The 26,761-nt window shown below is 69.0% G+C and carries 22 protein-coding genes; 13 read left to right on the forward strand and 9 right to left on the reverse strand.

The features are described from left to right. Positions 1-42: 42 nt before the first annotated feature. Both JHL17_RS22410 and JHL17_RS22415 read left to right on the forward strand, forming a co-directional pair. Positions 43-1,719, forward strand: coding sequence for an FAD-dependent oxidoreductase (locus tag JHL17_RS22410; protein WP_200196551.1), 1,677 nt, complete (start codon positions 43-45; stop codon positions 1,717-1,719). A gap of 186 nt (positions 1,720-1,905) precedes the next feature. Further along, the gene (locus JHL17_RS22415) at positions 1,906-2,928 is read left to right on the forward strand and encodes a CorA family divalent cation transporter (protein ID WP_345773859.1); all 1,023 of its coding nucleotides are present in this window, start codon (positions 1,906-1,908) and stop codon (positions 2,926-2,928) included. A 57-nt stretch (positions 2,929-2,985) separates the two neighbouring features. Here JHL17_RS22415 and JHL17_RS22420 read toward each other — a convergent pair whose 3' ends face one another. The 8 genes from JHL17_RS22420 to JHL17_RS22455 all read right to left on the reverse strand — a co-directional run bounded on the left by JHL17_RS22420 (position 2,986) and on the right by JHL17_RS22455 (position 10,931). Next, complete coding sequence (locus JHL17_RS22420; RefSeq protein WP_200196553.1) at positions 2,986-4,761, reverse strand: chloride channel protein; 1,776 nt, start codon at positions 4,759-4,761, stop codon at positions 2,986-2,988. Positions 4,762-4,818: 57 nt separating this feature from the next. After that, entirely contained in the window at positions 4,819-5,742 is a 924-nt protein-coding gene (locus JHL17_RS22425) for an aminotransferase class IV (RefSeq protein WP_200196555.1), read from the reverse strand. Positions 5,743-5,776: 34 nt separating this feature from the next. Beyond that, entirely contained in the window at positions 5,777-6,556 is a 780-nt protein-coding gene (locus JHL17_RS22430) for an amino acid ABC transporter ATP-binding protein (RefSeq protein ID WP_211113520.1), read from the reverse strand. A gap of 26 nt (positions 6,557-6,582) precedes the next feature. Beyond that, positions 6,583-7,248: an amino acid ABC transporter permease gene (locus JHL17_RS22435; protein ID WP_200196557.1), complete on the reverse strand. Its 666-nt coding sequence runs from the start codon at positions 7,246-7,248 to the stop codon at positions 6,583-6,585. A 12-nt stretch (positions 7,249-7,260) separates the two neighbouring features. Further along, the gene (locus JHL17_RS22440; protein ID WP_200196558.1) at positions 7,261-7,926 is read right to left on the reverse strand and encodes an amino acid ABC transporter permease; all 666 of its coding nucleotides are present in this window, start codon (positions 7,924-7,926) and stop codon (positions 7,261-7,263) included. Between the two features lie 301 nt (positions 7,927-8,227). Continuing rightward, positions 8,228-9,094, reverse strand: a complete 867-nt coding sequence (locus JHL17_RS22445) for a transporter substrate-binding domain-containing protein (protein WP_200196560.1) — start codon at positions 9,092-9,094, stop codon at positions 8,228-8,230. Between the two features lie 66 nt (positions 9,095-9,160). Further along, on the reverse strand, positions 9,161-9,826 hold the full coding sequence (locus JHL17_RS22450) for a GntR family transcriptional regulator (protein ID WP_345773862.1): 666 nt from the start codon (positions 9,824-9,826) through the stop codon (positions 9,161-9,163). 184 nt (positions 9,827-10,010) lie between these two features. Then, positions 10,011-10,931 (reverse strand): LysR family transcriptional regulator, encoded by a 921-nt coding sequence (locus JHL17_RS22455; RefSeq protein WP_200196563.1) that lies wholly within the window; start codon positions 10,929-10,931, stop codon positions 10,011-10,013. A gap of 242 nt (positions 10,932-11,173) precedes the next feature. On the opposite strand from JHL17_RS22455, the gene JHL17_RS22460 reads away from it, so the two are divergent. From JHL17_RS22460 to JHL17_RS22500, 9 genes are all read left to right on the forward strand, one after another. Next, entirely contained in the window at positions 11,174-11,386 is a 213-nt protein-coding gene (locus JHL17_RS22460) for a tautomerase family protein (RefSeq protein ID WP_200196564.1), read from the forward strand. Between the two features lie 34 nt (positions 11,387-11,420). Beyond that, entirely contained in the window at positions 11,421-12,161 is a 741-nt protein-coding gene (locus tag JHL17_RS22465) for an SDR family oxidoreductase (RefSeq protein WP_200196565.1), read from the forward strand. A 13-nt stretch (positions 12,162-12,174) separates the two neighbouring features. Continuing rightward, positions 12,175-13,080 (forward strand): SDR family oxidoreductase, encoded by a 906-nt coding sequence (locus JHL17_RS22470; protein ID WP_200196567.1) that lies wholly within the window; start codon positions 12,175-12,177, stop codon positions 13,078-13,080. A 220-nt stretch (positions 13,081-13,300) separates the two neighbouring features. Beyond that, entirely contained in the window at positions 13,301-14,050 is a 750-nt protein-coding gene (locus tag JHL17_RS22475) for a response regulator (RefSeq protein WP_247893733.1), read from the forward strand. A gap of 155 nt (positions 14,051-14,205) precedes the next feature. Further along, complete coding sequence (locus JHL17_RS22480) at positions 14,206-15,261, forward strand: ABC transporter substrate-binding protein (protein ID WP_200196568.1); 1,056 nt, start codon at positions 14,206-14,208, stop codon at positions 15,259-15,261. Positions 15,262-15,561: 300 nt separating this feature from the next. Further along, positions 15,562-17,751 (forward strand): ABC transporter permease, encoded by a 2,190-nt coding sequence (locus JHL17_RS22485; RefSeq protein ID WP_200196570.1) that lies wholly within the window; start codon positions 15,562-15,564, stop codon positions 17,749-17,751. Next, entirely contained in the window at positions 17,748-18,824 is a 1,077-nt protein-coding gene (locus JHL17_RS22490; RefSeq protein WP_200196572.1) for an ABC transporter ATP-binding protein, read from the forward strand. The genes JHL17_RS22485 and JHL17_RS22490 overlap by 4 nt, the downstream gene beginning before the upstream one ends. Before the next feature lie 53 nt (positions 18,825-18,877). Further along, positions 18,878-20,854 (forward strand): methyl-accepting chemotaxis protein, encoded by a 1,977-nt coding sequence (locus JHL17_RS37215; RefSeq protein WP_200196573.1) that lies wholly within the window; start codon positions 18,878-18,880, stop codon positions 20,852-20,854. Positions 20,855-20,947: 93 nt separating this feature from the next. Then, on the forward strand, positions 20,948-23,686 hold the full coding sequence (locus JHL17_RS22500) for an ATP-binding protein (RefSeq protein WP_200196575.1): 2,739 nt from the start codon (positions 20,948-20,950) through the stop codon (positions 23,684-23,686). A gap of 245 nt (positions 23,687-23,931) precedes the next feature. Here JHL17_RS22500 and JHL17_RS22505 read toward each other — a convergent pair whose 3' ends face one another. Then, positions 23,932-24,948, reverse strand: a complete 1,017-nt coding sequence (locus tag JHL17_RS22505) for an ABC transporter substrate-binding protein (protein ID WP_200196577.1) — start codon at positions 24,946-24,948, stop codon at positions 23,932-23,934. Between the two features lie 335 nt (positions 24,949-25,283). Here JHL17_RS22505 and JHL17_RS22510 point away from each other — a divergent pair, with 335 nt between their 5' ends. Together JHL17_RS22510 and JHL17_RS22515 are read left to right on the forward strand one after the other, a co-directional pair. Next, complete coding sequence (locus JHL17_RS22510; protein ID WP_200196578.1) at positions 25,284-25,913, forward strand: hypothetical protein; 630 nt, start codon at positions 25,284-25,286, stop codon at positions 25,911-25,913. A gap of 4 nt (positions 25,914-25,917) precedes the next feature. After that, complete coding sequence (locus JHL17_RS22515; RefSeq protein WP_200196580.1) at positions 25,918-26,712, forward strand: aldo/keto reductase; 795 nt, start codon at positions 25,918-25,920, stop codon at positions 26,710-26,712. The last annotated feature ends 49 nt before the right edge of the window (positions 26,713-26,761 follow it).

Here is a 26,761-nt window from a genome sequence, read left to right on the forward strand (position 1 = left end):
ATCCGGCCGGCCAGTCCGGCGAGTTCTCCCAGCGAGGGTCCCATGACCGTGATCGACACGCGCAGGCGGCAGATGTTCCCGACGCTCGATGCCGGGCAGTTGGAAACGGTCCGGCGCTTCGCCGGCTCCGGGATCCGGCGTTTCGCCCCCAGCGAACCGGTGTTTGCAGTCGGCGACCGCCACCCGCCGGCCTGGTTCGTGCTGGACGGCATCATCGAGACCAGCCACCGCAACGGGCTGGGGCACGAGACGGCGATCGCGCCGGTCGGCCCCGGCCAATTCACCGGCGAACTCAGCCAGCTCGGCGACCGCCCCTCCCTGGCGGCCGGAACCGCCGGTCCCGATGGATGCTCGGCCTTTCCCTGCGATACCGCCCATCTGCGCGCCCTGCTGGTCGGCTCGGCGGAGATTGGCGAGACGGTGATGCGGGCGCTGATCCTGCGCCGGGTCGGACTTCTGGAATCGGCGGATGCCGGGTCGGTGCTGGTTGGGCGGGCGGACGCCCCGGACGTGGTCCGGCTCCAGGGCTTCCTGCTCCGCAACGGGCATCCCTGCTCGGTCCTCGATCCCGGCAGGGATGCCGAGGCGGAAGCCCTGGTGGAACGCGCGGCGCTCCGGGAAGACGACCTGCCGCTGATGATCTGCCCCGACGGCACGACGCTGCGGCGCCCCACCGATGCCCAGGCCGGCTTTGCCCTGGGCATGACCGCCGGGCTGGAGTCCGGCAAGCTGTACGACGTCGCCGTGGTCGGCGCCGGGCCGGCCGGGCTGGCGACCGCCGTCTATGCCGCATCAGAAGGGCTGTCCGTCCTCGTCCTCGACAGCCGCGCCATCGGGGGACAGGCGGGAGCCTCCGCGCGCATCGAGAATTATCTGGGCTTCCCGACCGGCATCTCCGGACAGGCGCTGGCCGGCCGCGCCTTCAACCAGGCGCAGAAGTTCGGCGCCGATATCGCGATCCCGGTCGAGGTCGGAGAGATCGACTGCGGCGGCGACGGTCCGTTCCGCATCCGTCACGACGGCGTGCAGAGCGGTGATTCGGACGGAAAATCCATCGTCCGGGCGCGGACCGTCGTGGTCGCCTCGGGCGCCCGCTACCGCCGGCCGGACATCCCGGGACTGGAACGGGTCGAGGGGACGGGTGCCTCCTATTGGGCCTCCCCCATCGAGGCGAAGCTGTGTGCCGGCCAGGAGGTCGCCCTGGTCGGCGGCGGGAATTCCGCCGGCCAGGCGGTCGTCTTCCTCGCTCCCCATGTCGCGACGCTCCACCTGATCATACGCGCCGACGGGCTGGAACAGTCGATGTCGCGCTATCTGATCGACCGCATCATGGCGCTGCCCAACGTGGTGCTGCACACCGGTTCGGAGGTGGCGGCGACGGAGGGCGACCGCGCGGAAGGCCTGACCGCCGTCACGCTGCGCGACCGCGCGACGGACGCGCGGAGGCAGCTCTCGATCCGCCACCTGTTCCTGTTCATCGGCGCCGACCCGAACACGGCTTGGCTGAAGGACTGCGTGGCGCTCGACCGCAAGGGGTTCGTGCTGACCGGCTCCGAGGCCGGCGACGGCGCCTCCCGCCTGCCGCTGGAGACCAGCCGGCCCGGCATCTTCGCGGTCGGCGACGTCCGGGCCGGCTCCACCAAGCGCGTCGCCGCGGCGGTGGGGGAAGGCGCCGCGGTGGTCGCGCAGATCCATGGCCTGCTCGCCCGGCTCCGCTGACCCGAAGCCGAACCCGTTTCAGAAAGAAGGAGCCCGCTTCCCAAGTTCCGGGATGGGAGATGAAACAAAACATTCAAAATCGCGCCGCAGGAAATCCCTGCGAGTTTGGCTATGGTACCCCGTCGCGACGGTGGCCGGTACGCCCTGCCCCATCCCGAAGACCATCCTTATCGAGCAGAGGCCCCGGTGGCAGCAATTGGGCATGTGTCGGGCACCGTGACGGTCCCCAGCGGAACCGACCTGATCTGCGGTTACTTCCTGGCCGCCGACGGCGAGATGGTCCGCCTGTCGTTCGACGACATCGCGATGGTGCAGGAACGGACGGACGGGGTGCTCTGGCTGCATTTCAACCTGGTCTCCGTCCGCGCCCGGCATTGGCTGGAACGGCAGAGCGGGCTGGATCCCTTCGTCTCGGAAATCCTGCTGGACGCGCATGACGACCGGACGCGGCTGGAACGGCTGGACGACGGCTTCGTCGCCGTGCTGAGCGACATGCATTACGACTTCAAGTTCGAACCGTCGGACATCGGCACCCTGCGCCTGTTCATGGATGGCCGGCGGATCGTCAGTTGCCGGCGCCATCCGCTGAAGGCGGTGGACCGGCTGCGCAAGGCGCTCAACGACGGCGCCCGCTACGCGACCACCAGCGAGATGATGGCCGATCTCGTCGGGCATCTGGCGGAAACGCTGAGCGACGTCGCCGCCAGCGTGGAGAAGGACGTCGACACCGTCGAGGACATCATCCTGGCGGAACGCTTCCTCCAGGCCCGCAAGCGGCTGGGACAGATCCGCCAGCTCATCGTCAAGCTGCGGCGCCACGTCTCGCCGCAGCGCCAGGCATTGGCGCGGCTCGGCAACAGCGGCTTCGACTGGGTCAGCGACGACGACGACACCTATCTGCGCCACGCCACCGAGAAATTCGCCGGTGTCCTCTACGACGTCGAGGCCCTGCAGGACCGGGCCAAGGTCCTGCAGGACGAGCTTCTGGCGCGCGTCGCCGACCAGCAGAACCACAGCCTGCACGTGCTGGCGGTGGTGACGGTGATCTTCACGCCGATGACGCTGATTTCCGGCATCTTCGGAATGAACGTGGCCGGCGTGCCCGGGGTGGCGGGGATCGAGGGCGACCACATCGCCTTCTGGTGGGTCATGCTCCTGATCGTCCTGTCGGGCGCGCTCATGCTGTTCTTCCTGCGGCCCAGGCGCTGATCGTAGAGACGTCGATCGAGGCAGGACGAAAGAACGCCGCGCCTGCCGGCATGGCGGTCACAGCAGGCCGCCCTCGCGCAGCCGCCCGTCCAGCTCTTCGTTGTAGCGCCGCAGCGCGTGCTGTTCGGTGAGCTGCCCGATCACCCGCATCCGGTCGGTGCCGTCGACCATCGCCAGCACGTCGCTCTCCGCCGCGGCGAAGCTCTTCATCGCTTCGCGGACATTGACGTTGGGCAGCAGCACCTCGCTCTTCAGGCGGATGAGATCGGCGAGTTCGGTGGTCTCCACCGTCTCGCGGTGGGCATCGGACACGAAGACGATGCCGGCATAGCGGTCGGCATGGTCGACGACGATCACCCTCTGGGTCGCGCCCAGCGGGAAATTGCGGCGGAACTGGGCCAGCGTCTGGTCGGCGCGCACGGTACGGACGTCCTTGCGCATCATGCGCCCGACCGTCAGCTCGCGGATCCAGCCGATGTCGGCAGCGCTGCGGATGGACTCGCCGCGCAGGTGGAAGCGCCAGGTGGCGAAGGAATAGCCGAAGACCCGCCGGACGGTGAGCGACGACACCACCGCGGCGGCCAGCACCGCGATGGTCAACGGCAGGCTGCCGGTGACCTCCAGCGCCAGGAAGGCCATGGTCAGCGGCCCGCCGAGCACCGCGGTGGCCATGGCGCACATGCCGATGATGCCGATCACCACCGCCGGGATGGCCAGCCCGACCGCCAGCATCCAACCGATGGCGACCAGCTTGCCCAGCATCGCCCCCAGGAACAGCGAGGCGAAGAAGAGGCCGCCGCGAAAGCCCGACCCGATGGAAATCGCCGAGGCCAGCGCCTTCAGCCCGATCAGCGCCAGCAGGACCGGGGCGGTGTAATAGGCATTGAAGCCGACATGCAGCGCGCCGTGACCCGACGACAGCACCGCCGGCGTGGCGAGCGCCAACAGGCCGATGCAGCCGCCGCCGGCGACCGGGCGTGCCCACACCGGGATGCGGCTCCGGTTGAAGAGCGCCTCCACCAGCGCGACCGTCCGCATCATGGCGATGCCGAGCAGGGCGCACAGCACGCCCATCAGGCAGACCAGCACATAGTCGGCCGCCCCCAGGCTGCCGGCGAAGCCGACCTGGAGCGACGGCTGGGGCAGGATCAGCCGCATGACGCCGACGCCGGTCATCGCGGCGACGCCGACCGGGGCCAGGGTGGAGATCGAGTAGCTGGCGATCACCAGTTCGAAGGCGTAGAAGGCGCCGGTCAGCGGCGCGTCGAAGGCCGCCGCGATCGCCGCCGCGGTGCCGCAGCCGACCAGCGTGCGCAGGTCGGCGCGCCGGACATGGAAGATGCGGCCGAGCTTGGACGCCACCATGGCGCCGGCCTGGGCATAGCCGGCCTCCATGCCGACCGAGGCGCCGAAGCCGTTGGACAGCATGGTCTGCAGGACCAGCAGCAGACTGCCGTGGATGGGAATGCGCCCGCCATGCAGCGCATTGGCCTCCACCGGATCGATGATGGAAACGCGGGGAAGCCGGCCGAGCAGCCAGCCGAGCGCCGCCATCAGGACGCCGCCGGCGACCGGGACCAGCGCCGCCCGCCAGGGATCGACGGCGGCGGCACCGCTGACGTCGTACCCCTCCACCGCGAACAGGACGTGGTGGAAGGACTGCACCGCCCGGACGATGGCGGCGACCAGGCAGCCGGCGACGATCCCGATCCCGGCCGCCAGCACGACCAGCCAGATCTCGTCGCCGCGCACGAAGGCACGCAGCCAGGCCGGAGCCCGGATGCCCGGGCCTTGGTCCGGACCGGACAGCCTGGCTCTCAGCGATTGGAACATGCGTCTCCGTGCCGCCTCCCGCGACGGGGGTTTTGCCGGTTCGGGAAAGTCCCGCCGTCAGCCGAGCATCGCTAGGGCGTAGAGCTCGGCGATGTGCGCGGTGACCGGCCCCGGCTTGCCGTCGCCGATCCGGCGGCCGTCGATCCCCACCACCGGCGTGATGCCGCCCAGCGTGCCGGTGACGAAAGCTTCGTCGGCACTATAGACTTCCGCCAGGGTGAAGTCGTGCTCGCGCACCGTACCGCCATCCTTGCGGTAGAGGTCGATCGCCTTGCCGCGGGTGATGCCCTTGAAGTTGTAGCGGCCGGTGGAGGTCCAGAGTTCGCCCTTGCGGACGATGAAGAAGTTGGTGGAATTGCAGCTCGCCACGAAGCCGTGGGGATCGAGCATCAGCGCCTCGTCGGCGCCGGCATTGATCGCCTGGATCAGCGCCTGGATGAAGTTGAGGCGGCTGTGCGAATTGAGCCGCAGGTCGAAGACGTCGGGCCCGCTGCAGCGGATGGTCGAGGTGAACAGGGTCAGCCCCTTGGCCTTCGATTCCGGCTTCGGCGCCTTGTATTCGGCGATGATGACGATGGTCGCCTGACCGAGCGCGAAGCGCGGATCCTGGTTGGGCGTCTTCTTGCGGCCGCGGGTGACCATCAGGCGGATATGGGCGCCGTCGGTCATGCCGTTGCGATCCAGCGTCGCCTGGATCGCCGCGACCAGTTCCTGGCGCGTCATGCCGATGTCGAGCTGGATGGCGTTGGCGCCCTCGTAGAGCCGGTCCATATGATCGTCGAGCGCCAGGATGCGGCCCTTGACCAGCCGAAGCCCTTCCCACACCCCGTCGCCCAGCACGAAGCCGGCGTCGAAGACCGAGATTTTCGCCTCGTCGCGCTTGAAGAGCCCGCCGTTCACATAGATCAGGACGTCGTCGTTGCGGGTGTCGTCGACATAGCCCTGCGAACTGGTCTGGCTGACCGTGCTGTTCGAAACCATCGCATTGCCCTTTCCCGGATAACCGGAAGGAAGATCAGAAGGAGAATTCGGTGAAGCGCTCCAGGAAGGCGCGCGTGCGCTCCTGCCTGGGATGCTTCAGCACCTCGTCCGGCGTCCCGACCTCGTGGAAGACGCCGTCGGCGAGGAAGATCACCTTGGTGGCGAAATGATAGGCGAAGCCCAGCTCATGGGTGACCAGCAGCATGGTCCGTCCCTCCTCCGCCAGCTGACGGATGACCCGCAGCACCTCGCCGACCAGCTCGGGATCGAGCGACGAGGTCGGCTCGTCGAACAGCAGGATCTCGGGCTCCATGGCGAGCGCGCGGGCGATCGCCACCCGCTGCTGCTGGCCGCCGGACAGCCGCCCTGAATAGACGTCGGTCTTGCCGCCCAGCCCGACCTTGTCCAGCTCGCGCAGGGCGCGCTCGCGCGCCTCCGCCTTCTTCATCCGCTTGACCGTCACCAGCCCTTCCATGGCGTTCTCCAGCACGGTCATGTGCGGGAACAGGTTGAACTGCTGGAAGACCATGCCGACACGCTCGCGAACCCGGCACAGCTCGCCTTCGGGATAACGAACCGTGTCCGGCTTGCCGGCGGACACGCGGCCGAGCGGCGTGCCGTCGAGCGCGATCCGGCCGGAGGTCGGCATCTCCATGAAGTTGAGGCAGCGCAGGAAGGTGCTCTTGCCCGAGCCGCTGCCGCCGATGATGGCGACACGCTCGCCGGCCGCCACGGAGAAATCGATCCCCTGCAGCACATGCAGCGCACCGAACCATTTGTGCAGGCCGGACACCTGAAGGATGGGCTCTGGCATGGAAACTGTCTCCGCTTGCATGGCCGTCATCCCTTGCCGGCCATGCGGCGTTCGAGGGTCATCGAGAGGAAGGTGGCCGGATAGATCAGGACGAAATAGACGACCGCCACCGTGGTGAGGATTTCGAAGGGCCGGTAATAGGTCGAGCTCAGCAGCCGGCCCTGGTACATCAGCTCATGGACCGACAGCACGGAGGCCAGCGACGACATTTTCGCCACCTCGACCGCGCGGTTGGTGAAGGCCGGCAGCATCAGCTTGAAGACCTGCGGCAGGACGATCCGGCGCAGCACGTCGGCATGACGCATGCCCAGCGCCTTCGCCCCTTCCCACTGGCCGCGGGCGATCGACTGGATGCCGCCGCGGAAGATCTCCGCCCCATAGGCCGAGGTGTTCAGCGCCAGCCCGAGCAGCGCCGCCGCAAAGGGCGAAAGCTGCACCCCGATGATGATGGGGAAGGCGTAGTAGAACCAGATCAGCTGGATCAGCACCGGCGTGTCGCGGAACAGCTCGATGTAGACCAGGCTGCCGCCGCGCAACAGGCGGCTGCCCGAGAGCCGGGCGAGCGCCAGCAGGAAGCCGGCGGCCAAACCGATGGCGAGGCTGGGCAGCCACAACTCCAGCGTCACGACAAAGCCGCGCATCAGGATCGGGAAGGTCTCGACCACCAGCGCGATGTCGAAGCTGTATTCCATCTCTCCGTCTCCTCAGCGGTAGGCCGTCAGCCGCGCCTCGGCGACCCGGGCGAGGGCGCTGCAGGAGACCAGCAGGACCAGATAGAGCAGGGCCACGGCGGTGTAGACCTCCAGCGGCCGGAAGGTCTCGCTGTTCACCATCATCGCCCGGTACAGCAGCTCCCCGTAAGCCAGCGTCGAGGCGAGCGCCGTGGTCTTGATCAGTTCGAAGGAGCGCTCGACGAAGGGGGCGAACATGCGCGTCGCCGCCTGGGGCAGGACGATGCGCCGCATCAGCTGGGCATGGCTCATCCCCAGCGCCCTCGCCCCCTCCCACTGTCCGCGCTCGATCGACCGGATGCCGCCGCGGAACACCTCGGCATAGAAGGCGCCGGACTGGGTGGACAGGGCGAGCACCGCGGCGACCAACGGATCGAGGCTGATGTTCAGCACCACCGGCAGCGCGTAGAAGAACCAGAAGAAATGCACGATCGGCGGCGTGTTCCGGTAGAACTCGACGAAGACCGACGCCGGCAGGCGCAGGAATCGGCGCGGCGACAGCCGCAGCAGCGCCAGAACCAGCCCGACCAGGACGCCGAGGACGATGGCTACCGCGGCGATCTTGACCGTATTGAACAGGCCGTCGAGCAGCATCGGCCATCGCGCCAGGATCGGCGAGAAATCCCATTGGTAGGTCATGCGGCGTCCTCGTCGATGTCCTTTTGTGGCAAACGCGGGATCAACGCATTTGGCGACAATGGCCCTCTCCCGTCCCGGGAGAGGGAGGGGACCCACGAAGTGGGGAGGGTGAGGGGTGGGCCAAGCATCCCGAACCGCATGGTTCCTTGGATAACCCCTCACCCTTCCCATGCTCCGCATGGGCCCCTTCCCTCTCCCGGGGCTCTCAGCGGATCTTCGATCCGCCTGACGCCGTCAGCACAAACTTCGTTTGTGCGAGAGGCGGGAGAGGGAGACAATTGCGATAGCCCTGCGCGGACCGTCAGTGCCAGGCTTCCTTGATCAGGCCCGGGATCTTCGATGCGTCGACGTTCTTGGACTTCAGATAAGAGGCGAACACCTGGTCGGGGACGCCTTCGGCGTAAAGGGTCTTGAGCTGCCCGTCCAGCCAGTCGCGGAAGGCCGGGTTCTCCTCCTTGCGCAGGCCGACGCTGGTCGCCACCGGCTCCACCGGTTCCGGCAGGATGACCTTGCCCAGGCGCAGGCGGGTCTGCTGGACCACCAGCGCCGGATGGAACTGGACGGCGACGTCGATGCGCTTGGCCGCGAAGGCGGCGATGGTCTCGTCGTTGTTGGAGAAGCGGTTGATGGCGGCCTGCTTCACCATCGCCGTCACGTTCTTGTCGAGCGAGGTGCCGAGCGTCACGCCGATGCGCAGCCCCGGCTTGTCGATGTCCGCCCAGGCCTTGATGGGGGAATCGCCGGCGACCAGCGCGCCCATCGCATAGTAGAACAGCGGGGACTCGGGGAAATCGATGGCCTTACGGCGCTCCTCCGTCGGGTCGAGGACGAACATCAGGTCGATCTGGTCGGCCTGGAGCGCCCCCACCGCGTTGGCCCAGGAGGTCTCGACCGGCACCAGGGTGGCGCCGAGGCTGGCGGCCAGCCGCTGCCCCATCGCCACGCCGACGCCGGTCCAGGTCTCGGTCATCGGATCCTTGAAGAACCAGGGCTCGGCCGAGGTCACGCCGATGCGCAGGCGCTTGCTGGCCTTGACCGTGTCCAGCGTGGACGGCGAGGCAGCAAGAGCCGGCAGTGCCGACAGGCCGAAAGCGGCGCCTGCGGCAAGGCCGAGCAGGGTTCTCCGGTCGATGGTTCCCCGGTCGGTGGTCCCCCGGTCGATGGTCATCGTAAGCCTCCTCTGTCTTTCGTGTCGTCTTTTGTCTTCTGTCTTTCCGCTTGGGATCGCGGGCTTCTAATCCGCGACGGCGCCTACCGGCCGGCCACGCAGGAACTCCTCGGTCTGCCGGCCGCCGCGGGCCATGTGGTCGGTGATTTCCACCTTCAGCGCGGCGAGGTCGTCGGAAAGCGCCATCTCCACATAGCGGTCGTGGCCATCGCGGCGCGGGCCGCGGATGCCGTGCGCGCGGTGGTGCGCCGCCCAATAGAGCTGCAGGCGCCCGCGGATGCTGTCCCAGGTCCTGATCAGCAGCTTGTGCCCGGTCGCCTCGTAGACGAAACCGTGCAGTTGCAGTTCGGCGACGATGCTGGCCGCATCGTCCTGGGCGTCGATGCAGGCGGTGAGCGCGTCGTGGCGGGCGACGAGGCCCTGGCGGAACGCCTGGTCCCGCCGCGCCCAGATCTGCTCGAAGGCGAAGATCTCCAGGGTGACGCGCATCGAGTAGATCTCGCGCACGTCGTCGACGGACAGACCGACGACATGGGTCCCGGTATAGGGCACGGCGACCAGCAGCCCTTCGTCGATCAACTGCCGCATCGCCTCGCGCAGGGGGCCGCGGCTGACCCCGAACTGGTCGGCAAGCGTGGTCTCGACGACCTGGGCTCCCGGTTCGATGTCGCCGTTCAGGATCGCCGCCCGCAACCCGTCGGCGATGTGGGCGCGAAAGGTCGATTTCGGCACGCGCGCCAAGACCGATCCCCCGGCCCTGTCTTTCGCTCCGCCGGACATGCGCCCTCACCGTCAATGATCGATTGTTGACAATCTGCGCGCACAGACATGACGAGTCAACGGTGATGTTTCGGGATCGAAGGAAAACGGCGGGGGAGCCATGCTTCCGCTCCGAGCGCAAAACTCCGCCATGCGTTCAGGCCGTTCCCGGCGACCATCCCCGCTCCGCCGCAGCCGGCGGAAAGACACCGGCCAGCCAGTCGATGAAGACCCTGATCCGCAACGACAGGTGCCGGCTCTGCGGATAGAGCACGGACACGGGCATCGGCGGCGGCGGGAACGCGTCCAGCACCGGAACCAGATGCCCGGCAGCGATCTGGTGCTCCACGCGATAGCGGGGGACCTGGATCAAACCGAGCCCGGCGATGCCGGAGGCGGTGTAGATTTCCGCACCCCGGACGACGACATCATGGGGCAGCGCCATCTCCCATGTCCTGCCGTCCTTCATGAATTCGAGCGGATAGGGCTGCCCCGTCGCCGAGGCGGTGTAGGCGACCATCCGGTGGCCGGCGAGATCGTCCGGCGTCGACGGGACGCCGTGGCGTTCGAGATAGGCCGGGCTCGCCAGGGTGAGCTGCTCGAACATGGTTATGCGGCGGCCGATCAGGGATGAGTCGGACAATTCGCCGGCACGCACGACGCAGTCGACGCCTTCGGTGATGAGGTCGACCATCCGGTCGCCTTCGCTGAGGCTGAGCGAGATGCCGGGATAGCGCGCGATGAACTCCGGCAAGGCCGGCAGGACGAAAAACCGCGCGATCGTCCCCTGCATATCGACGCGAAGCGGCCCCCGGGGTTCGGCGCTCCTGAAGACGCTCGCCACCTCGTCCAGGTCGGCCAGCAGCCGGACGCAGCGTTCGTGATAGAGCGCGCCATCGAGCGTCGGCTTCACGGTCCGCGTCGTCCGTTCGAGCAGACGGACTCCCAGATCCGCTTCCAGGCGCTGGATCGCATGGGTCGCGGTGGGACGAGGCACCTGCAGGTCCCGCGCTGCCTGGGCAAAGCTCCCGCGCTCGACGATCCTCACGAAGAGCCGCATGACGTCGATGCGATCCATGATCCCCTCAGGGCCGATTGTTATGGCTTCTGAAATGGTGATGTTGAAACGGGCTTCCTACTGCCACTTTCCAGAACAGCTACCTTCGTCGTCGAGAACAACGGCCGATGGGGGACCCGGGATGTCGAGAGACCTGCGAGCAAGGGGGGCCGTGCGTTCCGGGAGCGAACTTGGACTCCCCCTCCCGTCGACCGCCTCACCGTTCCATTCGCCAGTTCAACCAGCCGGCAGGAGTGAAGACCATGCCCTTCGTCAATTTCAAGGTTCCGGAAGCCGCCCTGACCCGGGCCCAGAAGGAGGAGATCGTCCACCGGACGACGGCGCTGCTCGTCGAATACTTCTCCGAGGCCGCCCGCCCGCACACCATGGTCCTGATCGAAGAGGTCAAGGACGGCGGCTATGCCCGCGCCGACGAGGTGTTCATCATCCCCGACGATTACCGGGCAAAGGGTTGATGCCGGCAACGACACCGCGGAAAGGAGCAGCACAATGATCACATCGACGAACAGGGCGGCGATCGTCACGGGATCTTCCCGCGGCATCGGGGCCGCCATCGCCCGCCGGCTGGCGAGCGACGGCTTCGCGGTCGTCATCAACTATGCGGGCAGTGCCGGCGCAGCCGCCACGCTGGTGGACGAAATCGAGAAGGCCGGCGGTCGCGCCATCGCCTGCCAAGCCGATGTCGGCGACCCGCAGGCGGTGAAGCGGATGTTCGACGCCGCCGAAGCGGCCTATGGCGACGTCGACGTGCTGGTGAACAACGCCGGCATCATGACGCTGGCCCCCGTGGCGCAGATGGACGAAACGGCCTTCGACCGGACCATCGCGATCAACCTCAAGGGAACGTTCAACGGCCTCCGCGAGGCGGCGAACCGCCTGCGGGACGGCGGCCGCATCGTGAATTTCTCGAGCAGCGTCGTCGGACTCTACCAGCCGGCCTACGGCGTCTATGCGGCCACCAAGGCGGCGGTCGAAGCCCTGACCCATATCCTCGCGAAGGAACTGGGATCGCGGGGAATCACGGTCAACGCGGTGGCGCCCGGGCCGGTCGCCACCGAGCTTTTCCTCGACGGCAAGGATCAGGCGACGCTCGACCGCATCAAGGGGATGAATCCGCTCGGCCGCCTGGGCGAGGTCGACGACATCGCGCGCGTCGTCGCGCTGCTGGTCGGACCGGACGGCGGCTGGATCAACGGCCAGATCGTCCGCGCGAATGGCGGCGTGGTTTGAGGGAGCAGACACCATGAAGCAGGTGATTCTCGTCACCGGCGCATCGAGTGGCTTCGGCCGCCTGATGGCCGACGCCCTGGCGGCATCGGGGCACACGGTCTACGCGTCCATGCGCGGCCTCGGCGGCAGGAATGCCGAACGGGTGAAGGACGTCGCGGCCCATGCCGAACGGCATCGGGTCGATCTTCGGACCGTCGAACTCGACGTCCGATCCGACGCGTCGGCGCAATCGGCCATCGCCGCCATCATCGCGGAGCATGGCCGGCTCGACGTCCTGGTCCACAATGCCGGCCATATGGTCTGGGGGCCGAGCGAAGCGTTCACGCCTGAGGACCTCGCCGACCTCTACGACGTGAACGTCCTCGGCGCCCAGCGGGTCAACCGGGCCGCCCTTCCGCACATGCGCGAAGCGCGGCGGGGTCTGGTGATCTGGATCGGCAGCAGCAGCGCGGCGGGCGGCGTCCCGCCGATGCTCGGCCCCTATTTCGCTGCCAAGGCCGGCATGGATGCCCTCGCGGTCTGCTACGCCCGCGAGCTGGCGCCCTTCGGCATCGAGACCTCCATCCTCGTCCCCGGCGCCTTTACCAAGGGAACCAACCATTTCGCCCATGCCGGGTCGCCCTCCGACACGGCACGGGCGGCGGAGTACGAGGCCGGCCTTCCCCCCGGCTTCGCCGAGAACATCCTCGCGGCGCTCGCCAGGACCGTACCGGACGACGCGGAACCGGACCTCGTCGCCGAGGCCGCGGTCGCCCTGGTGAACGCGCCTTTCGGAAAGAGGCCGTTCCGCGTGGTCGTCGATCCGGCCGATGACGGATCGGCGGTTTCCTATGCGGTGATCGACCGGGTGCGGGCTGAATTCCTGCGGCGGGTCGGGCTGGCCGACCTGATGCGGCCGAAGGACGTCGATGCGACCTGACGCATGAATCGTACCCGGCGACGGCCGTTCTTCCGAATGGCGTCACCGGGCACCACGGCAAGTGCCGGAAATCCGGACCATCACCGCGCGCCCGTGGACCGCCGCCGAGCCTGACACCATCCCGCCGTCCCCGGCCGGATCTCCCGCAGACCTCCGGCCAGACCTGTTGATCCCGGCGGGAAGGAATGCGATCCTGCGCCCTCATCAGCGGACGGGCAGGATGTCATCGAACACGTCACCGAATGGCGGCAGGCGCCTGACGATCGGGGTCGTCGACGATGATCCGGCGGTTCTCCGGATGGTCGCCGACCTGCTGGCCGGCGAAGGCTACGAGACGATCCTCTGTCCCGACGCGGCGGCGCTGATGGCGGTGCTGGCATCCGGCCGGCTCGACCTGATCGTGCTGGACCTGCGGCTGCCGGACCGTGACGGCATCTCCATCGCCGCCCAGCTGCGCGGCACGATGGACGTGCCGATCATCATGCTGACCGGGCGCGGCGACGACATCGACCGCATCATGGGGCTGGAGGTCGGCGCCGACGACTACATCGTCAAGCCGTTCAACAACCGCGAGTTCATCGCGCGGGTGAAGGCGGTGCTGCGCCGCACCGCCCGCGAGAGCGTTCCCGTCCCGGCGCCCTGCAAGCGCGGCTACCGCTTCGCCGGCTTCACGCTCGACGAGGACGGGCGGCGGCTGTTCGACCCGTCCGGCAAGCCGGTGTCCCTGACGGTGGCCGAGTTCGACCTGCTGGTGGCGCTGGTGCGTGCCCATGGGCGGGTGCTCAGCCGCAACCAGATCCTCGACCTGACCCACCACGCCCGCGACGACGTCTTCGACCGGACCATCGACGTCCTGATCCTGCGCCTGCGCCGCAAGATCGAGAGCAACCCGCAGCAGCCCTGGCTGATCCGCACCGAACGCGGCCTCGGCTACGTCTTCGACTGCGACATCGAGGCGTTCGGGCATTGACGGGCATCCCCTGCGGATGCCGGTTCCGTTAACAAGATTACAGCCTCCTCCCCGTGGCGGTGAAATCCGTCATTCACGCTGGCCGCGTACGCTCGCTGGACGAACAAACCCGTCCTGAGCAAAAAACCATCTCGACCTCCTGGGAGGAGCGTTCCATGAAATCCGCAGCCAATTGGATCAAGTCGGCCGGCTTCGGCCTGGGCGCCCTCGCCGCCGGAGCCGTCTTCGCCGTCACGCCGGCTCCGGCCAAGGCGCAGGGGACGCTCACCGTCCTCTGCGGCGTGCAGGAGGAGTGGTGCAAGGCCATCGCCGTCGCCTTCGAGAAGAAGTCCGGCATCGCCGTCGCCATGAGCCGCAAGAGCGCCGGCGAGGCGCTGGCCCAGATCCGCGCCGAAGCCGCCAACCCGAAGACCGACGTCTGGTGGGGCGGCCCCGGCGACCCGCATCTCCAGGCGGCGGAGGAAGGGCTGACCCTCGCCTATGAAAGCCCGCAGTACAAGGAGCTGCAGCCCTGGGCGCAGAGCCAGTACAAGCAGTCGCAGGGCCGCAGCATCGGCATCTATGCCGGGGCGCTCGGCTTCACCTACAACACCGAGCTTCTGGGCAAGCGCAAGATCCAGGCCCCGAAATGCTGGGCCGACCTGCTGCGTCCGGAGTTCAAGGACGAGATCCAGGTGGCGAACCCCAACGCGTCCGGCACCGCCTACACCGCGCTGGCGACCCTGGTGCAGATCTTCGGCGAGGAGAAGGCCTTCGACTACCTGAAGAAGCTGAACGAGAACGTCAACCAGTACACCAAGTCCGGCAGCGCGCCGGCCGCCGCCGTCGCGCGCAGCGAGACGCTGGTCGGCATCATCTTCATGCATGACGGCATCAACCAGAAGATCAACGGCTTCCCGGTGGACGTCTCCGCCCCCTGCGAGGGCACCGGCTACGAGATCGGGTCGGTCAGCATCATCAAGGGCTCCAAGAACCTCGACGCCGCCAAGGCCTTCTACGAGTTCTCCCTGTCGCCGGAAGGCCAGGCCACCGGAGCCGAGACCAAGCAGTTCCAGATGCCGTCCAACCGGAAGGCGGCGGTCCCGCCGGAAGCGCCGAATCTCGAAGAGATCCGGCTGATCGACTATAATTTCCAGAAATACGGCACCGCCGAGGAACGCAAGCGCCTGCTGTCGCGCTGGGACGCGGAAATCAAGTCCGTCGCCCGGTAACGTTCTACGGCCCTCTCCCGCCTCTCGCACAAACGATGTTTGTGCTGACGGCGTCAGGCGGATCGAAGATCCGCTGAGAGCCCCGGGAGAGGGAGGGGACCTGCGCCGAAGGCGTGGGGAGGGTGAGGGGATCACGAGAATCCCGAACCGCATGGCTTCGTGCCTAACCCCTCACCCTTCCCACCGCTACGCGGTGGGCCCCTTCCCTCTCCCGGGACGGGAGAGGGAGCCCACAGGCGACCGCTCTGCCCACAAAATGGCCCGGCCGTGCCCGGTCCGTCAAAATCCGCAGGTGATGTGATGCGTCCTCGCTCAGCAATATGGCTGGCGCTGGGGTGGGTGGGCTTCGCCCTGCTGCCCTGGTTCGCCGGCAGCGGCACCCAGCCCGCCCTCGCACCGCCGTCCCCGGGCCCGGCCGGCTCCGCCCTGATCGACGGGCTGACAAACGGGCGCTGGTGGCTTCTTCCCATCGCCCTGCCGCTCCTGCTGGCGCTTGCCGTCACCGCGCTGCCCGGACTCCGCGCCCGCCGGCCGGCGGTCCTGCTGGCGAGCGGCGCCTTCGGGCTGGCCTGGATCACGGTGCAGGGTTTCGCCATCGGCCTCGACGGCTGGGCCTCGGGATGGCTCGGCGCCCTGTTCGGTCCGCTGGCGCTTGGACAGGGCGGCTTCGGCGCCGGTGCGGCGCTGACCGCGCTGTCCTTCCTGTTCCTGATGACCAACGGCTTCGCCGGCTTGGGCTTCATGAAGGGCGACCGCTTCACCGCGGGCGCCATCGGGCTGGTGCTGGCGGCCATCGCCGCCTTCGTCTTCCTGCCGGTCGGCTATGTGCTGAGCGGCGCCGGCGACACCGGCAGCGGCGGCTTTTCGGCCGCAGCGCTGGGCGCGCGGCTGGCGGCCCCCGACATCTGGCGCCTGTCCTGCCTGACCGAGGCGAAGTCCTGCGGCGTGGTGTGGAACAGCGTCTTCCTGGCGGTGATGACCGGCATCGCCACCACCCTGCTCGGGCTGGCCTTCGCCCTGGTGGCGGTGCGCACCGGCTTCCGCGCCAAGAAGCTGCTGCGCGTCTTGACCGTGCTGCCGATCATCACGCCGCCCTTCGTCATCAGCCTCGCCGTCATCCTGCTGTTCGGGCGCAACGGCACCGTCACCCTGGCGATGTCCGACTGGTTCGGCCTGCCGGCCTCGCGCTGGATCTACGGGCTGCCGGGCGTGCTGCTGACCCAGACTTTGGCCTTCACCCCGATCTCCTTCCTGGTGATGATCGGCGTCGTCCAGGGCATCGGCCCGTCGCTGGAGGAGGCCGCGCAGACCCTGCGGGCCAGCCGCTGGATCACCTTCCGCACCGTCACCTGGCCTCTGATGCGTCCCGGCGTCGCCAACGCCTTCCTGATCAGCTTCATCGAGAGCTTGGCCGATTTCGGCAACCCGCTGATCCTCGGCGGCAATTTCGAGGTGCTGTCGACCAAGATCTACTTCGCGGTGGTCGGCGCCCAGAACGATCCCGGCCGCGCCGCGGCGCTCGGCATCATCCTGCTCTGCCTGTGCCTGGGCGCCTTCTGGGTGCAGCGGCAATGGCTCGGCAAGAAATCCTACGCGACGGTCGGCGGCAAGGGCGACAACGGCATCCCGTCCCAGCTTCCGCGCGGCATCAAGATCGCCGCCTATGCCACCGCGCTGCCCTGGGCCGCCTTCACCTTCGTGCTCTACGGCCTGATCCTGTTCGGCGGCTTCACCGAGAACTGGGGACGCAACAACAGCCTGACCCTGCGCCATTACCTGGCGGCCTTCGACCTCAGCTGGGGTCCGGGCGGGCTGATCTGGTCGGGCCGGGCCTGGGGCTCGCTGTTCACGACGATCGAGGTCGCCGCCCTGTCGGCGCCGCTGACCGCCGCCGTCGGGCTGCTGACCGCCTATCTGCTGGTGCGCCAGAGCTTCAAGGGCCGCGGCGCCTTCGAGTTCCTGACGATGCTGAGCTTCGCCATCCCCGGCACGGTGATCGGCATCAGCTACATCCTCGCCTTCAACCAGCCACCGATCGAGCTGACCGGCACCATCACCATCCTGATCATCTGCTTCGTCTTCCGCAACATGCCGGTCAGCATCCGGGCCGGCGTCGCCGCCATGTCGCAGATCGACCGCAGCCTCGACGAATGCTCGCTGACGCTGGGCGCCGGCAGCGTTCAGACGATCCGCCGGGTGATCCTGCCGCTGCTGCGCCCGGCCATCGTCGCCTCGCTGGTCTACAGCTTCGTCCGCGCCATCACCTCGATCAGCGCCGTCATCTTCCTGGTCAGCCCGAAATACGAACTGGCCACCGCCTACATCGTCGGCCGGGTCGAGCAGGGCGATTTCGGCCTCGCCATCGCCTACAGCTCGGCGCTGATCGTGCTGATGTCGGTCGTCATCGCGCTCATCCAGTTCGCCGTCGGCGAGCGCCGCATCGGCCGCCGCGCCGCCACCCCCGTCACGCTTCAGGAGAAGCCGGTATGAGCATCGCCAGCAAAGCCGCGGGCGTCGAGTTCCGCAACGTCAGCCGCCGCTACGGTAACACCACCGCCGTCGACGACGTCAGCTTCACCATCGAGGCGGGCAACCTCGTCACCCTGCTCGGCCCGTCCGGCTGCGGCAAGACCACCACGCTGCGCATGATCGCCGGGCTGGAGATGGCGAGCAGCGGGACGATCCTGATCGGCGGCAAGGACGTCACCCGGCTGCCGGCCACCGACCGCAACGTCACCATGGTGTTCCAGTCCTACGCCCTGTTCCCGCACATGACGGTGGCCGACAACGTCGCCTATGGGCTGGTGGTCAGCGGCGTGCGCAAGCGCGACGCCGCCGCCAAGGCGACCGAGGGGCTGGAGCTGGTCGGGCTCGGCGGCTACGGCCAGCGCCTGCCGAGCGAACTGTCCGGCGGCCAGCAGCAGCGCGTCGCCGTCGCCCGCGCCCTGGTGCTGGAGCCGGAGGTGCTGCTGTTCGACGAGCCGCTGTCCAACCTCGACGCCAAGCTGCGCCGCAAGATGCGCGACGACATCCGCGAGCTTCAGCAGAAGCTCGGCCTGACCTCCGTCTACGTCACCCACGACCAGGAGGAGGCGCTGGCCGTCTCCGACCGCATCATCGTCATGAACAAGTCGGTGATCGCCCAGACCGGCACGCCGGACGAGCTGTACCGCCGGCCGAAGAACCGCTTCGTCGCCGACTTCATCGGCGGCGCCAACCTGATCGACGGCGAGCTGGTCGGGCGCAGCGGCGGAACGGCGACGGTGGCGCTCGGCCGGCTGACCCTGTCGGTCCCCGATCCGGGCCTGCCGGCCGGCGAGGTTCTGCTCGCCATCCGGCCGAACGCGATCCGCCTGCGGACCGGGTCGGCCGACAGCGCCGGCGACGGCATCCCGGTCACCGTCCGCAAGGCGACCTATCTCGGCTCGCACATGGAATACGGGCTGACCAGCGAGTTCGGCGACCTGTTCGTGGTCGATCCGAACGTCGCCAGCCCGGTGCCGGCCGGTGCGACCGCGCTCGCGACCTTCACCGGCGACGGCATCGCGGCCGTCGCGCGTTGACGCGCCGGAGCTGTGGGCGGAGCTGAGACCAGGGCGAGAACAGGGAGGTCGAGGTGGAACGAGAGGGAACCCCGGTCCGGCGGACGCGCTTCGGGATACGCTTCAGGCTGAGCGCCGCCATCGCGGCCGTGGCCGCCACGACCTTCCTGGCCGGAGGCATCGCGCTCTATGCGTTCGACGGGGTGTCGCGCAGCATGGACCGTATCATGACCGCCAGCCTGCCGGTCGTCGAGCTGGCGCTCCGCCTGTCGGAGCAGAGCGCCGAGGTCTCCGCCGCCGCGCCGGCGCTTGCCGGCGTCCGCAACCAGATGGAGCGCGGCGTGGCCGGTTCGGAGCTGGCGTCGCGCCTCCAGTCCCTGCGCGGCGCCACCGAGGCGCTGCGGGCCGCCGGGGTGGACATGGCCCCGATCGACCGGCCGGCGGCGGCACTGATCGACAATCTCGACCGGCTGAACGGCGCCAGCGAGGCGCGGCTGGCGGCACAGGCCCGGCGTGCCCCCTTGCAGCGCCAGCTCGACGATGCCCATGCGAAGGCCAGCGGCGAAGCGGCCGACGCGAACCTGCTGCACGGCATCCTCAGCACCAGCCTGATGCTGGACGATCCCCGCGACCTGCGCGACTGGAAGGCCCGCTTCGACCGCGCCGCCGACCGGATCCGGAAGGACGCCGGCGGCGCGCCCCTGCCGGAGGCGCTGACGGCCCTGGTCGCGGCGGCCGAGGGCAAGGACGGCGTCTTCGCGATCCGCCAGGCCGGCTTCGCCGCCGCCAAATCGGTGGCCGACTTGCTCGACGCCAACCGCGGGCTGACCGCCGGCTTCAAGGAGGCGGTCGCCGGCCTCGTCGACCGCGCCAAGGCCGACGCCCAGACATCGGCCGGCGCCGCCGACGCCGCCATCCGGCAGGGCTACGCACTGCTGGCCGCCACCGTCGGCGCCAGCGCCCTGGTCGGCCTGCTGATCGCCTGGCTCTATGTCCGCCGCAACCTCGCCCGCCGCCTGGAACGGCTGACCGGCGCCATGGAGCGGATCGCCGAGGGCGACCTCGCCGCCGCGATCCCGGCCGGCGGCAGCGACGAGATCGCGGTGATGGCCGGCGCCCTGGCGGTCTTCCGCGACAATGCCGCCGCCATCGAACAGGCCCGTGCCGAGGCGGAGGATCTGCGCCGGCGCCAGTCGGCCGAGCGCCGGCAGGAGCGCGAGGCGCTGGCCGACAGCTTCCAGGCCACCGTCGACCACGTCATCGCCGAAGTGCGGGACGGGGCGAAGGAGGTCGGCACGTCGTCCCGCGGCCTGTCGGAGACGGCGGAGCGGACCTCGTCGCGCCTGACCGACGCGCTGGCGGCGACCAGGAACGCGAACGAGAGCGTCCAGACCGTCGCCGCGGCGGCGGACGAGCTGTCGCGCTCCATCGCCATGATCATGGCGCAGGTCACCGCCTCCACCGGCGTCACCCGGCGGGCGGTGGAGGACGCGGCGCACACCACCCGGCAGATCGGGGTCCTGCAGGACTGCGTCGTCCGGATCGGCGAGGTCAGCGAGCTGATCGGCGCGGTGGCGGTGCAGACCAACCTGCTGGCGCTGAACGCCACCATCGAGGCCGCCCGCGCCGGCGACGCCGGCAAGGGATTCGCCGTGGTCGCCGGCGAGGTCAAGGCGCTGGCCGGCCAGACCGCGCGGGCGACGGAGGAGATCGCCGCCCAGATCGCGGCGATCCGCGGCGCCTCCGCCGATACCCGGCAGTCGTTGGAGGCGATCGTCCGCACCATCGCCGACATCGACGGCACCAACGCGGCGATCGCGGCGGCGGTCGGGCAGCAGAGCGCCGCCACCGACGAGATCGCCCGCAGCGTCGCCATCGCCGCGGGGCATTCCGGCCAGATCACCGAAGCCATCGGCAGCGTATCGGCCGAGGCCGGGCAGACCGGCGAGGCGGCCGGCATGGCGGCGGGCAGCGCCGACCGGATGCTGGCGCTCTTCGCGCAGCTCGACCGCGAGCTGGGACTGTTCGTGACCGGCCTGAAGGCGTCGTGATGACGCCCGCCGGCGTCCCCGTTCCGTCCGCCTCTTTTCCCGCTGGCGCGGGCAGGGCGGCCGGCGGTAGCCTCCAGCCCGATGGTCAGACGCATGCTGTCCCCCGTTAGCGTTCGCGGCCGGCTGCTCGCCGCCTTCGGAATCATGGTGGTCCTGACGACGGCGGTTGGCGGGGTCGGCTGGTTCGGGCTGGGGGAGACCGAACGCGCCCTGCTGTCCCTCCAGCGCGAGGGGCTCGGCAACATCGCGCTGGCGATGCGGATGGCGGAGCTGAGCACCGGTCTGGCGTCCCGCGCCCCCTTCATCGCCGCCATCGAAGCCACCCCGGGTCTCGACGAGGAGCGCGGCCAGCTCGAACTCAAGCTCGCCGACCTGACCGGGCTGGTCAACCGGCTGCCCGGGCTGGAGCGCGCCTCCCTGCATGTCCCGTCCGACGTGCCGTCGCTGGTCCGGCTCGCCGGCCGGCTCGACGGCACGCTGCGCAACCTGATGGACGTCACCGGCGAGGCCATCGCCGTGCGGGCGGAGGCGTCGGCGATCCGGCTCGGGCTGGAACGCCAGCGCATCCTCGGCGAGACTCTGGCCGGCGCGGCGGCCAGGACCTTCGAGCATCCGGGCTTTCCCGGCTTCGAGGGGGCCGGAACGCCGCCCCTGCCCTTCTCGGTCCTGCGGCTGGCCGACCGCACGCGCGATGCCGTCTCGGCCGCCCTGACCACGACCAGCCCGACCGACCTCGCCCGCTGGCGCGCCGGCTTCGACGCCGACCGGCAGGGCCTGCGCGCGATCGACACCGCGGTCCCGGCGCTGGCGATCATGGCCCCCTCCCTCGACCAGCTGCTGGCCGTGCTCGACGCGCAGGGGGCGGTCTTCGACATCCGCAACCGGCAGCTCGGGATCGAGCAGCGCAGCCGCTTCCTGGTCGCCGCCGCCAACACCCTGTCGGTCCAGCTGAACCGCGAGGTCGAGAGCGTCACCAGCGCGATGCAGACGGCGGCGCGCAGCCGGGGCGACGCCACCTTCTCCGCCCTGTCCTCGGGCAAGGCCAGCATCCTGGCGCTGGGCGCGCTCTGCGCGCTGGCGGCCTTCGCGGCGGCGGTCTACGTCATGCGCGACGTCGCCGGCAACCTGCGCGCGGTGACGCGGGCGATGTCGGCGCTGGCCGGCGGCGACCGGCTGGTCAGCGTCCCGGCCACCGGCCGGCCGGACGAGATCGGCGACCTCGCCCGCGCCTTCAGCGTCTTCAAGGAGAACGTCGCCGAGCGCGACCAGTTGGCCCGCAAGCTGGGTGAGAATTCGCGCATGCTGGAGGCCGTCTTCGTCAACATGAACGACGGGCTGTCGGTGTTCGACGAGAAGGGCCGGCTGGTTACCTGGAATCCGCGCTTCCTCGACCTCAACGGCTTCACCCCGGCCGAAGTCGCCGGGCGCGATCTGGCGGAGCTGCAACGCAGCCTGCTGCGGCGCGGCGTCGGCATCCGCATGCTCGACGGCAGCAGCGTCGATCTCGACGCGCTGACCCGGCTGCGCACCGAACAGGCGCTGCGCTGCGAGCATCACTTCCCCGACGGCCGGGTGGTCGAGCTGCACAGCAGCCCGATGCCGTCGGGCGGCTTCATCACCACCTATTCCGACCTGACCGAGCGCAAGGATATCGAGAAGCAGCTGCGCCACGCCCAGAAGATGGAGGCGGTCGGCCAGCTGACCGGCGGCATCGCCCACGACTTCAACAACCTGCTCGCCGCGATCATGGGCAATCTCCAGATGATCCACGACGAGACATCGGAGCAGGAGCCGGTGCGCGGCAAGGCGCTGCGGGCGCTCGACGCCGCCGAGCGGGGGGCCACGACGATCCAGCGGCTGCTCGCCTTCTCGCGGCAGCAGGCGCTGCAGCCGCAGGCCGTCGACCTCAACGAGCTGGTCGAAGGGATGCTCGACCTGCTGTCCTACGGGCTGGGCAACGGCATCGTCCTGAAGACGGCGCTGGCGCCGGGGCTGCCCCCCGCCCTGGTCGATCCCGGCCAGCTGGAGAACGCCCTGCTCAACCTCGTCGTCAACGCCCGCGACGCGCTGGCCGAGGGCGGCACCATCGTCATCGCCACCGAGGCGGCCAAGCAGGAGGAGGGCGACGCGGTCGTCCTCTCGGTCCGCGACGACGGCAGCGGCATGCCGCCCGCCGTGCTGTCCCGCGTCTTCGAACCCTTCTTCACCACCAAGCGCTTCGGGCGGGGCAGCGGGCTCGGCCTGTCGATGGTCTACGGCTTCGTCCGCCAGTCGGGCGGCAAGGTCGACATCCAGAGCGAGCCCGGAATCGGCACCCTGGTGGCGATGGCCTTCCCGCGCGCCCGCATGCTGCCGGAGACGCTGGCCCCGCCGCGCGACCCCGGCGCCGTCGAGGGCGGTCCGGAGCGCATCCTGGTGGTGGAGGACGACCCCGCCGTCCGCCTGACGGCGGTCGACATGCTGACGGCGCTGGGCTACCGGGCGGTGCCGGCGGCCTCGGCGGAAGAGGCGCTGGTGCTGCTGGACGGCACGGCGTTCGACCTGCTGTTCACCGACGTCATCCTGACGGGCGGCATGAACGGCCCTGCCCTGGTCGCCGTCGCCAAGGTCCGGCAGCCGTCGTTGCACGTGCTGTTCTGTTCGGGCTACGCGCGGGATTTCCTGGTGGAGAGCGCCAGCCTGCCGCTCGACATCCACTTCATCCAGAAGCCCTACCAGAAATCGGCACTCGCCGCGCAGCTCCGCAACATCCTCGGAAGAGGCGGCGACGGCACACAGCCCGTCCCGGCACGCGGCCGGCCGGAACCGTCGGTCCTGTCGGCACGGGGGTGACGGATCCTCCCTCTCCCTCCGGGGAGAGGGCCGGGGTGAGGGGGATGCACAGGATGGATTCTCGGGAGTCCCCGCCATGCGTCCCCCTCACCCTAACCCTCTCCCCGGGGGGGAGAGGGGATCCAGGCCGGCTCCACAGGATGTGTGTGACCCGGAGTTTCCGGCATGAAACGAAAAAAGCCCGCTTCCCCCGGCGCCTGGAACGGCACCGGGAGAAGCGGGCTTCTTCGAACCGGACCCTTCGCTCAGTTGGCGACGGACTTGATCTCGGATTCCCAACGGCCCAGCAGCCGCTTGCGCTCCTCGACCATGCCGTATTTCTGGAAGTTGTAGTCGATCAGCCGGACATCCTCGAACTTCGGCGCATCGGGCGGCGACACCGACTGCTTGTTGGACGGCGTCATCTGGAAGTTGACGGCACCGTAATCCTGCGCCTCGGGCGTCAAGGCGAAGTCATAGAACTTCTTGGCCGATTCGAGATTCTTGGCACCCTTGAGGATGCTCATCGAACCGATCTCGTAGCCCGTCCCCTCGCAGGGGGTCGAGATGTCGACCGGGAACTTGTTCACCTTCTGGATGACGCTGTCGTTAACCCAGGAGATGCCGACCAGCGTCTCGCCCCGCGCCACCGCAGCCGCCGGGGCGGCACCGGACTTGGTGTACTGGTTGATGCTTTCGTTCAGCTTCTTCAGATAGTCGAAGCCGGCATCCTCGCCGAAGATCTGCACCAGGGTCGCCAACGCCGTGTAGGCCGCCCCGGACGAACTGGGATTGGGCATCTGGATCTCGCCCTTGAACTCCGGACGCAGCAGGTCGGCCCAGCATTTCGGCGGCTGGATGCCGCGCTTGGCGAGCATCTCGGTGTTGTAGACGAAGCCGAGCGCCCCGGCGTAGATGCCGACGCTGCGGCCCTGCGACTGCTTGTACTGGCTCTGCGCCCAGGACTGCAGATCCTTCATCTGCGGGCTGTCATAGGCGACGCTCAACCCTTCCTCGGCAGCCTGGAGATGCGGGTCGCCCGAGCTGCCCCACCAGATGTCGATCTTCGGGTTTGCCGCCTCGGCGCGAATCTGGGCCAGCGCCTCGCCGGCACTCTTGCGGGTCATGGCGACGCCGATGCCGGTCTTCTTCTCGAAGGCGACGGCCATGGCCTTGCACCATTCCTCCTGCACGCCGCACAGGACAGTGACGCTTCCCTGCGCATAGGCCGGGCTCGCGGCAAGCGCAACCAGCGCGCCGATGCCGAACCCGACAGACTTCATCGTAGAAACCGCACTGACCATGGAAAGAATCCTCCGGTAAAAACTGCGTTTTTGTTTTCTCTGATGATACCAAATTATCCAAAACGCTTTGCGTTTCAGGAAAAAAGCGGTATCAACGATGAAGAAGATACAAGATAGACTTTTACCTTCCTTCGATCTCCCTTCGATCGTCCAGGCGGCATCGTTTCCGACGCCTTTCTTTTCGATTGTTCATACAAGGACCGAATGAATGGCGGATGTCACCATCATGGGAAACCGGCGAAACACTGTTAACGGAAGCCGGCCGGCGCCGGCCGCCGCGACTCGTGGGAGGGCCGGCGGCCATGGCACCGATCATGGTTGAGGCTCTCCTCGGCGCCGTCGACCGGGCTCGCGAACGCGCCGGCTTCCTGTCCGTCGAGGCGGTGGCGGCGCTCGCCGACGACGGGGTTCTCGTCCTCGACCCGTTCTCGACGCTGGTTTCGCCGGGCGTCGCCCTGGCAGGCGGCGTCACGCTGTGGCCCGGCACGATCATCCAGGCGACGGAGGGGGGCGAGGTGACCGTCGGCAGCGGCACCCGGCTCTTCCCCGGCACGCGCATCGTCGCCGCCGGCGGGCGGGTGACCATCGGCGCCGAAACCGAGATCGGCGAGGAGGGCGGCTTCACCATCAAGGCCGACCACCCCGGCTGCCTCATCGAGATCGGCAGCCACGCGCGGCTGCTCGGCGGCGGTTCGCTGGCCCTCGCCAACCACATCGGCGACGGGGCGCAGGTGCTCGGCCCGATCCGGATGCAGGACTGCCGCCTTCAGTCCGGCGGCAGCCACCGCGACCCGGACCCGGACCGGCGGGGCGGCGTCCTAAAGGGCAGCGGCGTCGCCCGCGGCCTCACCGTGCCGACCGGCATGGTCATCCAGGCCTTCGGCCTGTTCGGCGAAGCCCCTCTGCGCCCGCAATCCTTCTTCCACCCGAAACCACGGGCATGACGCCATGAAGACTGTTCAAACACGGCTCGAGCTGGGCCTCGGCCTGCTGTCCATCGGCCGGAGCTGGGGCGTGCGCCCGACCGGGGTGCCCGGCGAGGAGGAGGCGCAGGCCCTTCTCCGCCGCGCGCTCGAACTCGGCATCCGCACCCTCGACACCGCCCCGGCCTACGGCACCAGCGAGGCCGTGCTGGGCCGCTTCCTCGCCGGCCTCCCGGGACCGCGACGCTCCGCCCTGACGGTGATGACCAAGGCCGGCGAGCATTGGGATGCGGACGGCGCCACGACCTTCGTCGACCATGGCCGCGACGCCCTGCGGCGCAGCATCGACCGCAGCCTGACCCTCCTGCAAAGGATCGACGTCCTGCAGATCCACAAGACGACCGCCGAGCTGGTGGACAGCCCCGACGTGGTCGCCGCGATCGGGCATGCCAGGGCGGCGGGGGTGACGAGATTCGGCGCCAGCATCGCGACGGTCGAGGCCGGGCGGCGGGCAATCGAGACGGGGCTCTATTCCTATCTGCAATTCCCCTTCAACAGCGCCGACGACAGGATGCTGCCACTGCTCCCCCTGATGGCGCAGGCGGGCCTGCGGGCGATCGTCAACCGTCCCTTCGCCATGGGCTCGCTGGTCGGCGCGCCGGCCGGATCGGCTGCCGGCTCGGCGGCAGGCGGGGACGCCGCCCGTGCCGCCTTCGCCTTCATCGGCCGCCATCTCGCCGACGGCATCGTCCTCACCGGAACCGGCAAGGTCGCCCATCTCGAAGCGAACGCCGCCAGCTTCGCCGCCGCGCTGCCGTAGGCTCCTGGGCCAGGGCGGCGGAAGATCGCGGCGCTCTTGGAAGTGCGGC

It is taken from the genome of Azospirillum endophyticum (genome assembly GCF_016595245.1).
Taxonomy (GTDB): Bacteria; Pseudomonadota; Alphaproteobacteria; order Azospirillales; family Azospirillaceae; genus Azospirillum; species Azospirillum endophyticum.

Coding starts and splice junctions, on each gene's coding strand:
- JHL17_RS22515 (WP_200196580.1), top strand. CDS start 25,918: ATGAAGACTGTTCAAACACGGCTCGAGCTGGGCCTCGGCCTGCTGTCC.
- JHL17_RS22500 (WP_200196575.1), top strand. CDS start 20,948: ATGCTGTCCCCCGTTAGCGTTCGCGGCCGGCTGCTCGCCGCCTTCGGA.
- JHL17_RS22420 (WP_200196553.1), bottom strand. CDS start 4,761: ATGTTCCAATCGCTGAGAGCCAGGCTGTCCGGTCCGGACCAAGGCCCG.
- JHL17_RS22460 (WP_200196564.1), top strand. CDS start 11,174: ATGCCCTTCGTCAATTTCAAGGTTCCGGAAGCCGCCCTGACCCGGGCC.
- JHL17_RS22475 (WP_247893733.1), top strand. CDS start 13,301: ATGTCATCGAACACGTCACCGAATGGCGGCAGGCGCCTGACGATCGGG.
- JHL17_RS22410 (WP_200196551.1), top strand. CDS start 43: ATGACCGTGATCGACACGCGCAGGCGGCAGATGTTCCCGACGCTCGAT.
- JHL17_RS22435 (WP_200196557.1), bottom strand. CDS start 7,248: ATGGAATACAGCTTCGACATCGCGCTGGTGGTCGAGACCTTCCCGATC.
- JHL17_RS22470 (WP_200196567.1), top strand. CDS start 12,175: ATGAAGCAGGTGATTCTCGTCACCGGCGCATCGAGTGGCTTCGGCCGC.
- JHL17_RS22480 (WP_200196568.1), top strand. CDS start 14,206: ATGAAATCCGCAGCCAATTGGATCAAGTCGGCCGGCTTCGGCCTGGGC.
- JHL17_RS22490 (WP_200196572.1), top strand. CDS start 17,748: ATGAGCATCGCCAGCAAAGCCGCGGGCGTCGAGTTCCGCAACGTCAGC.
- JHL17_RS22445 (WP_200196560.1), bottom strand. CDS start 9,094: ATGACCATCGACCGGGGGACCACCGACCGGGGAACCATCGACCGGAGA.
- JHL17_RS22455 (WP_200196563.1), bottom strand. CDS start 10,931: ATGGATCGCATCGACGTCATGCGGCTCTTCGTGAGGATCGTCGAGCGC.
- JHL17_RS22430 (WP_211113520.1), bottom strand. CDS start 6,556: ATGCCAGAGCCCATCCTTCAGGTGTCCGGCCTGCACAAATGGTTCGGT.
- JHL17_RS22465 (WP_200196565.1), top strand. CDS start 11,421: ATGATCACATCGACGAACAGGGCGGCGATCGTCACGGGATCTTCCCGC.
- JHL17_RS22510 (WP_200196578.1), top strand. CDS start 25,284: ATGGTTGAGGCTCTCCTCGGCGCCGTCGACCGGGCTCGCGAACGCGCC.
- JHL17_RS22440 (WP_200196558.1), bottom strand. CDS start 7,926: ATGACCTACCAATGGGATTTCTCGCCGATCCTGGCGCGATGGCCGATG.
- JHL17_RS22485 (WP_200196570.1), top strand. CDS start 15,562: ATGCGTCCTCGCTCAGCAATATGGCTGGCGCTGGGGTGGGTGGGCTTC.
- JHL17_RS22505 (WP_200196577.1), bottom strand. CDS start 24,948: ATGAAGTCTGTCGGGTTCGGCATCGGCGCGCTGGTTGCGCTTGCCGCG.
- JHL17_RS22425 (WP_200196555.1), bottom strand. CDS start 5,742: ATGGTTTCGAACAGCACGGTCAGCCAGACCAGTTCGCAGGGCTATGTC.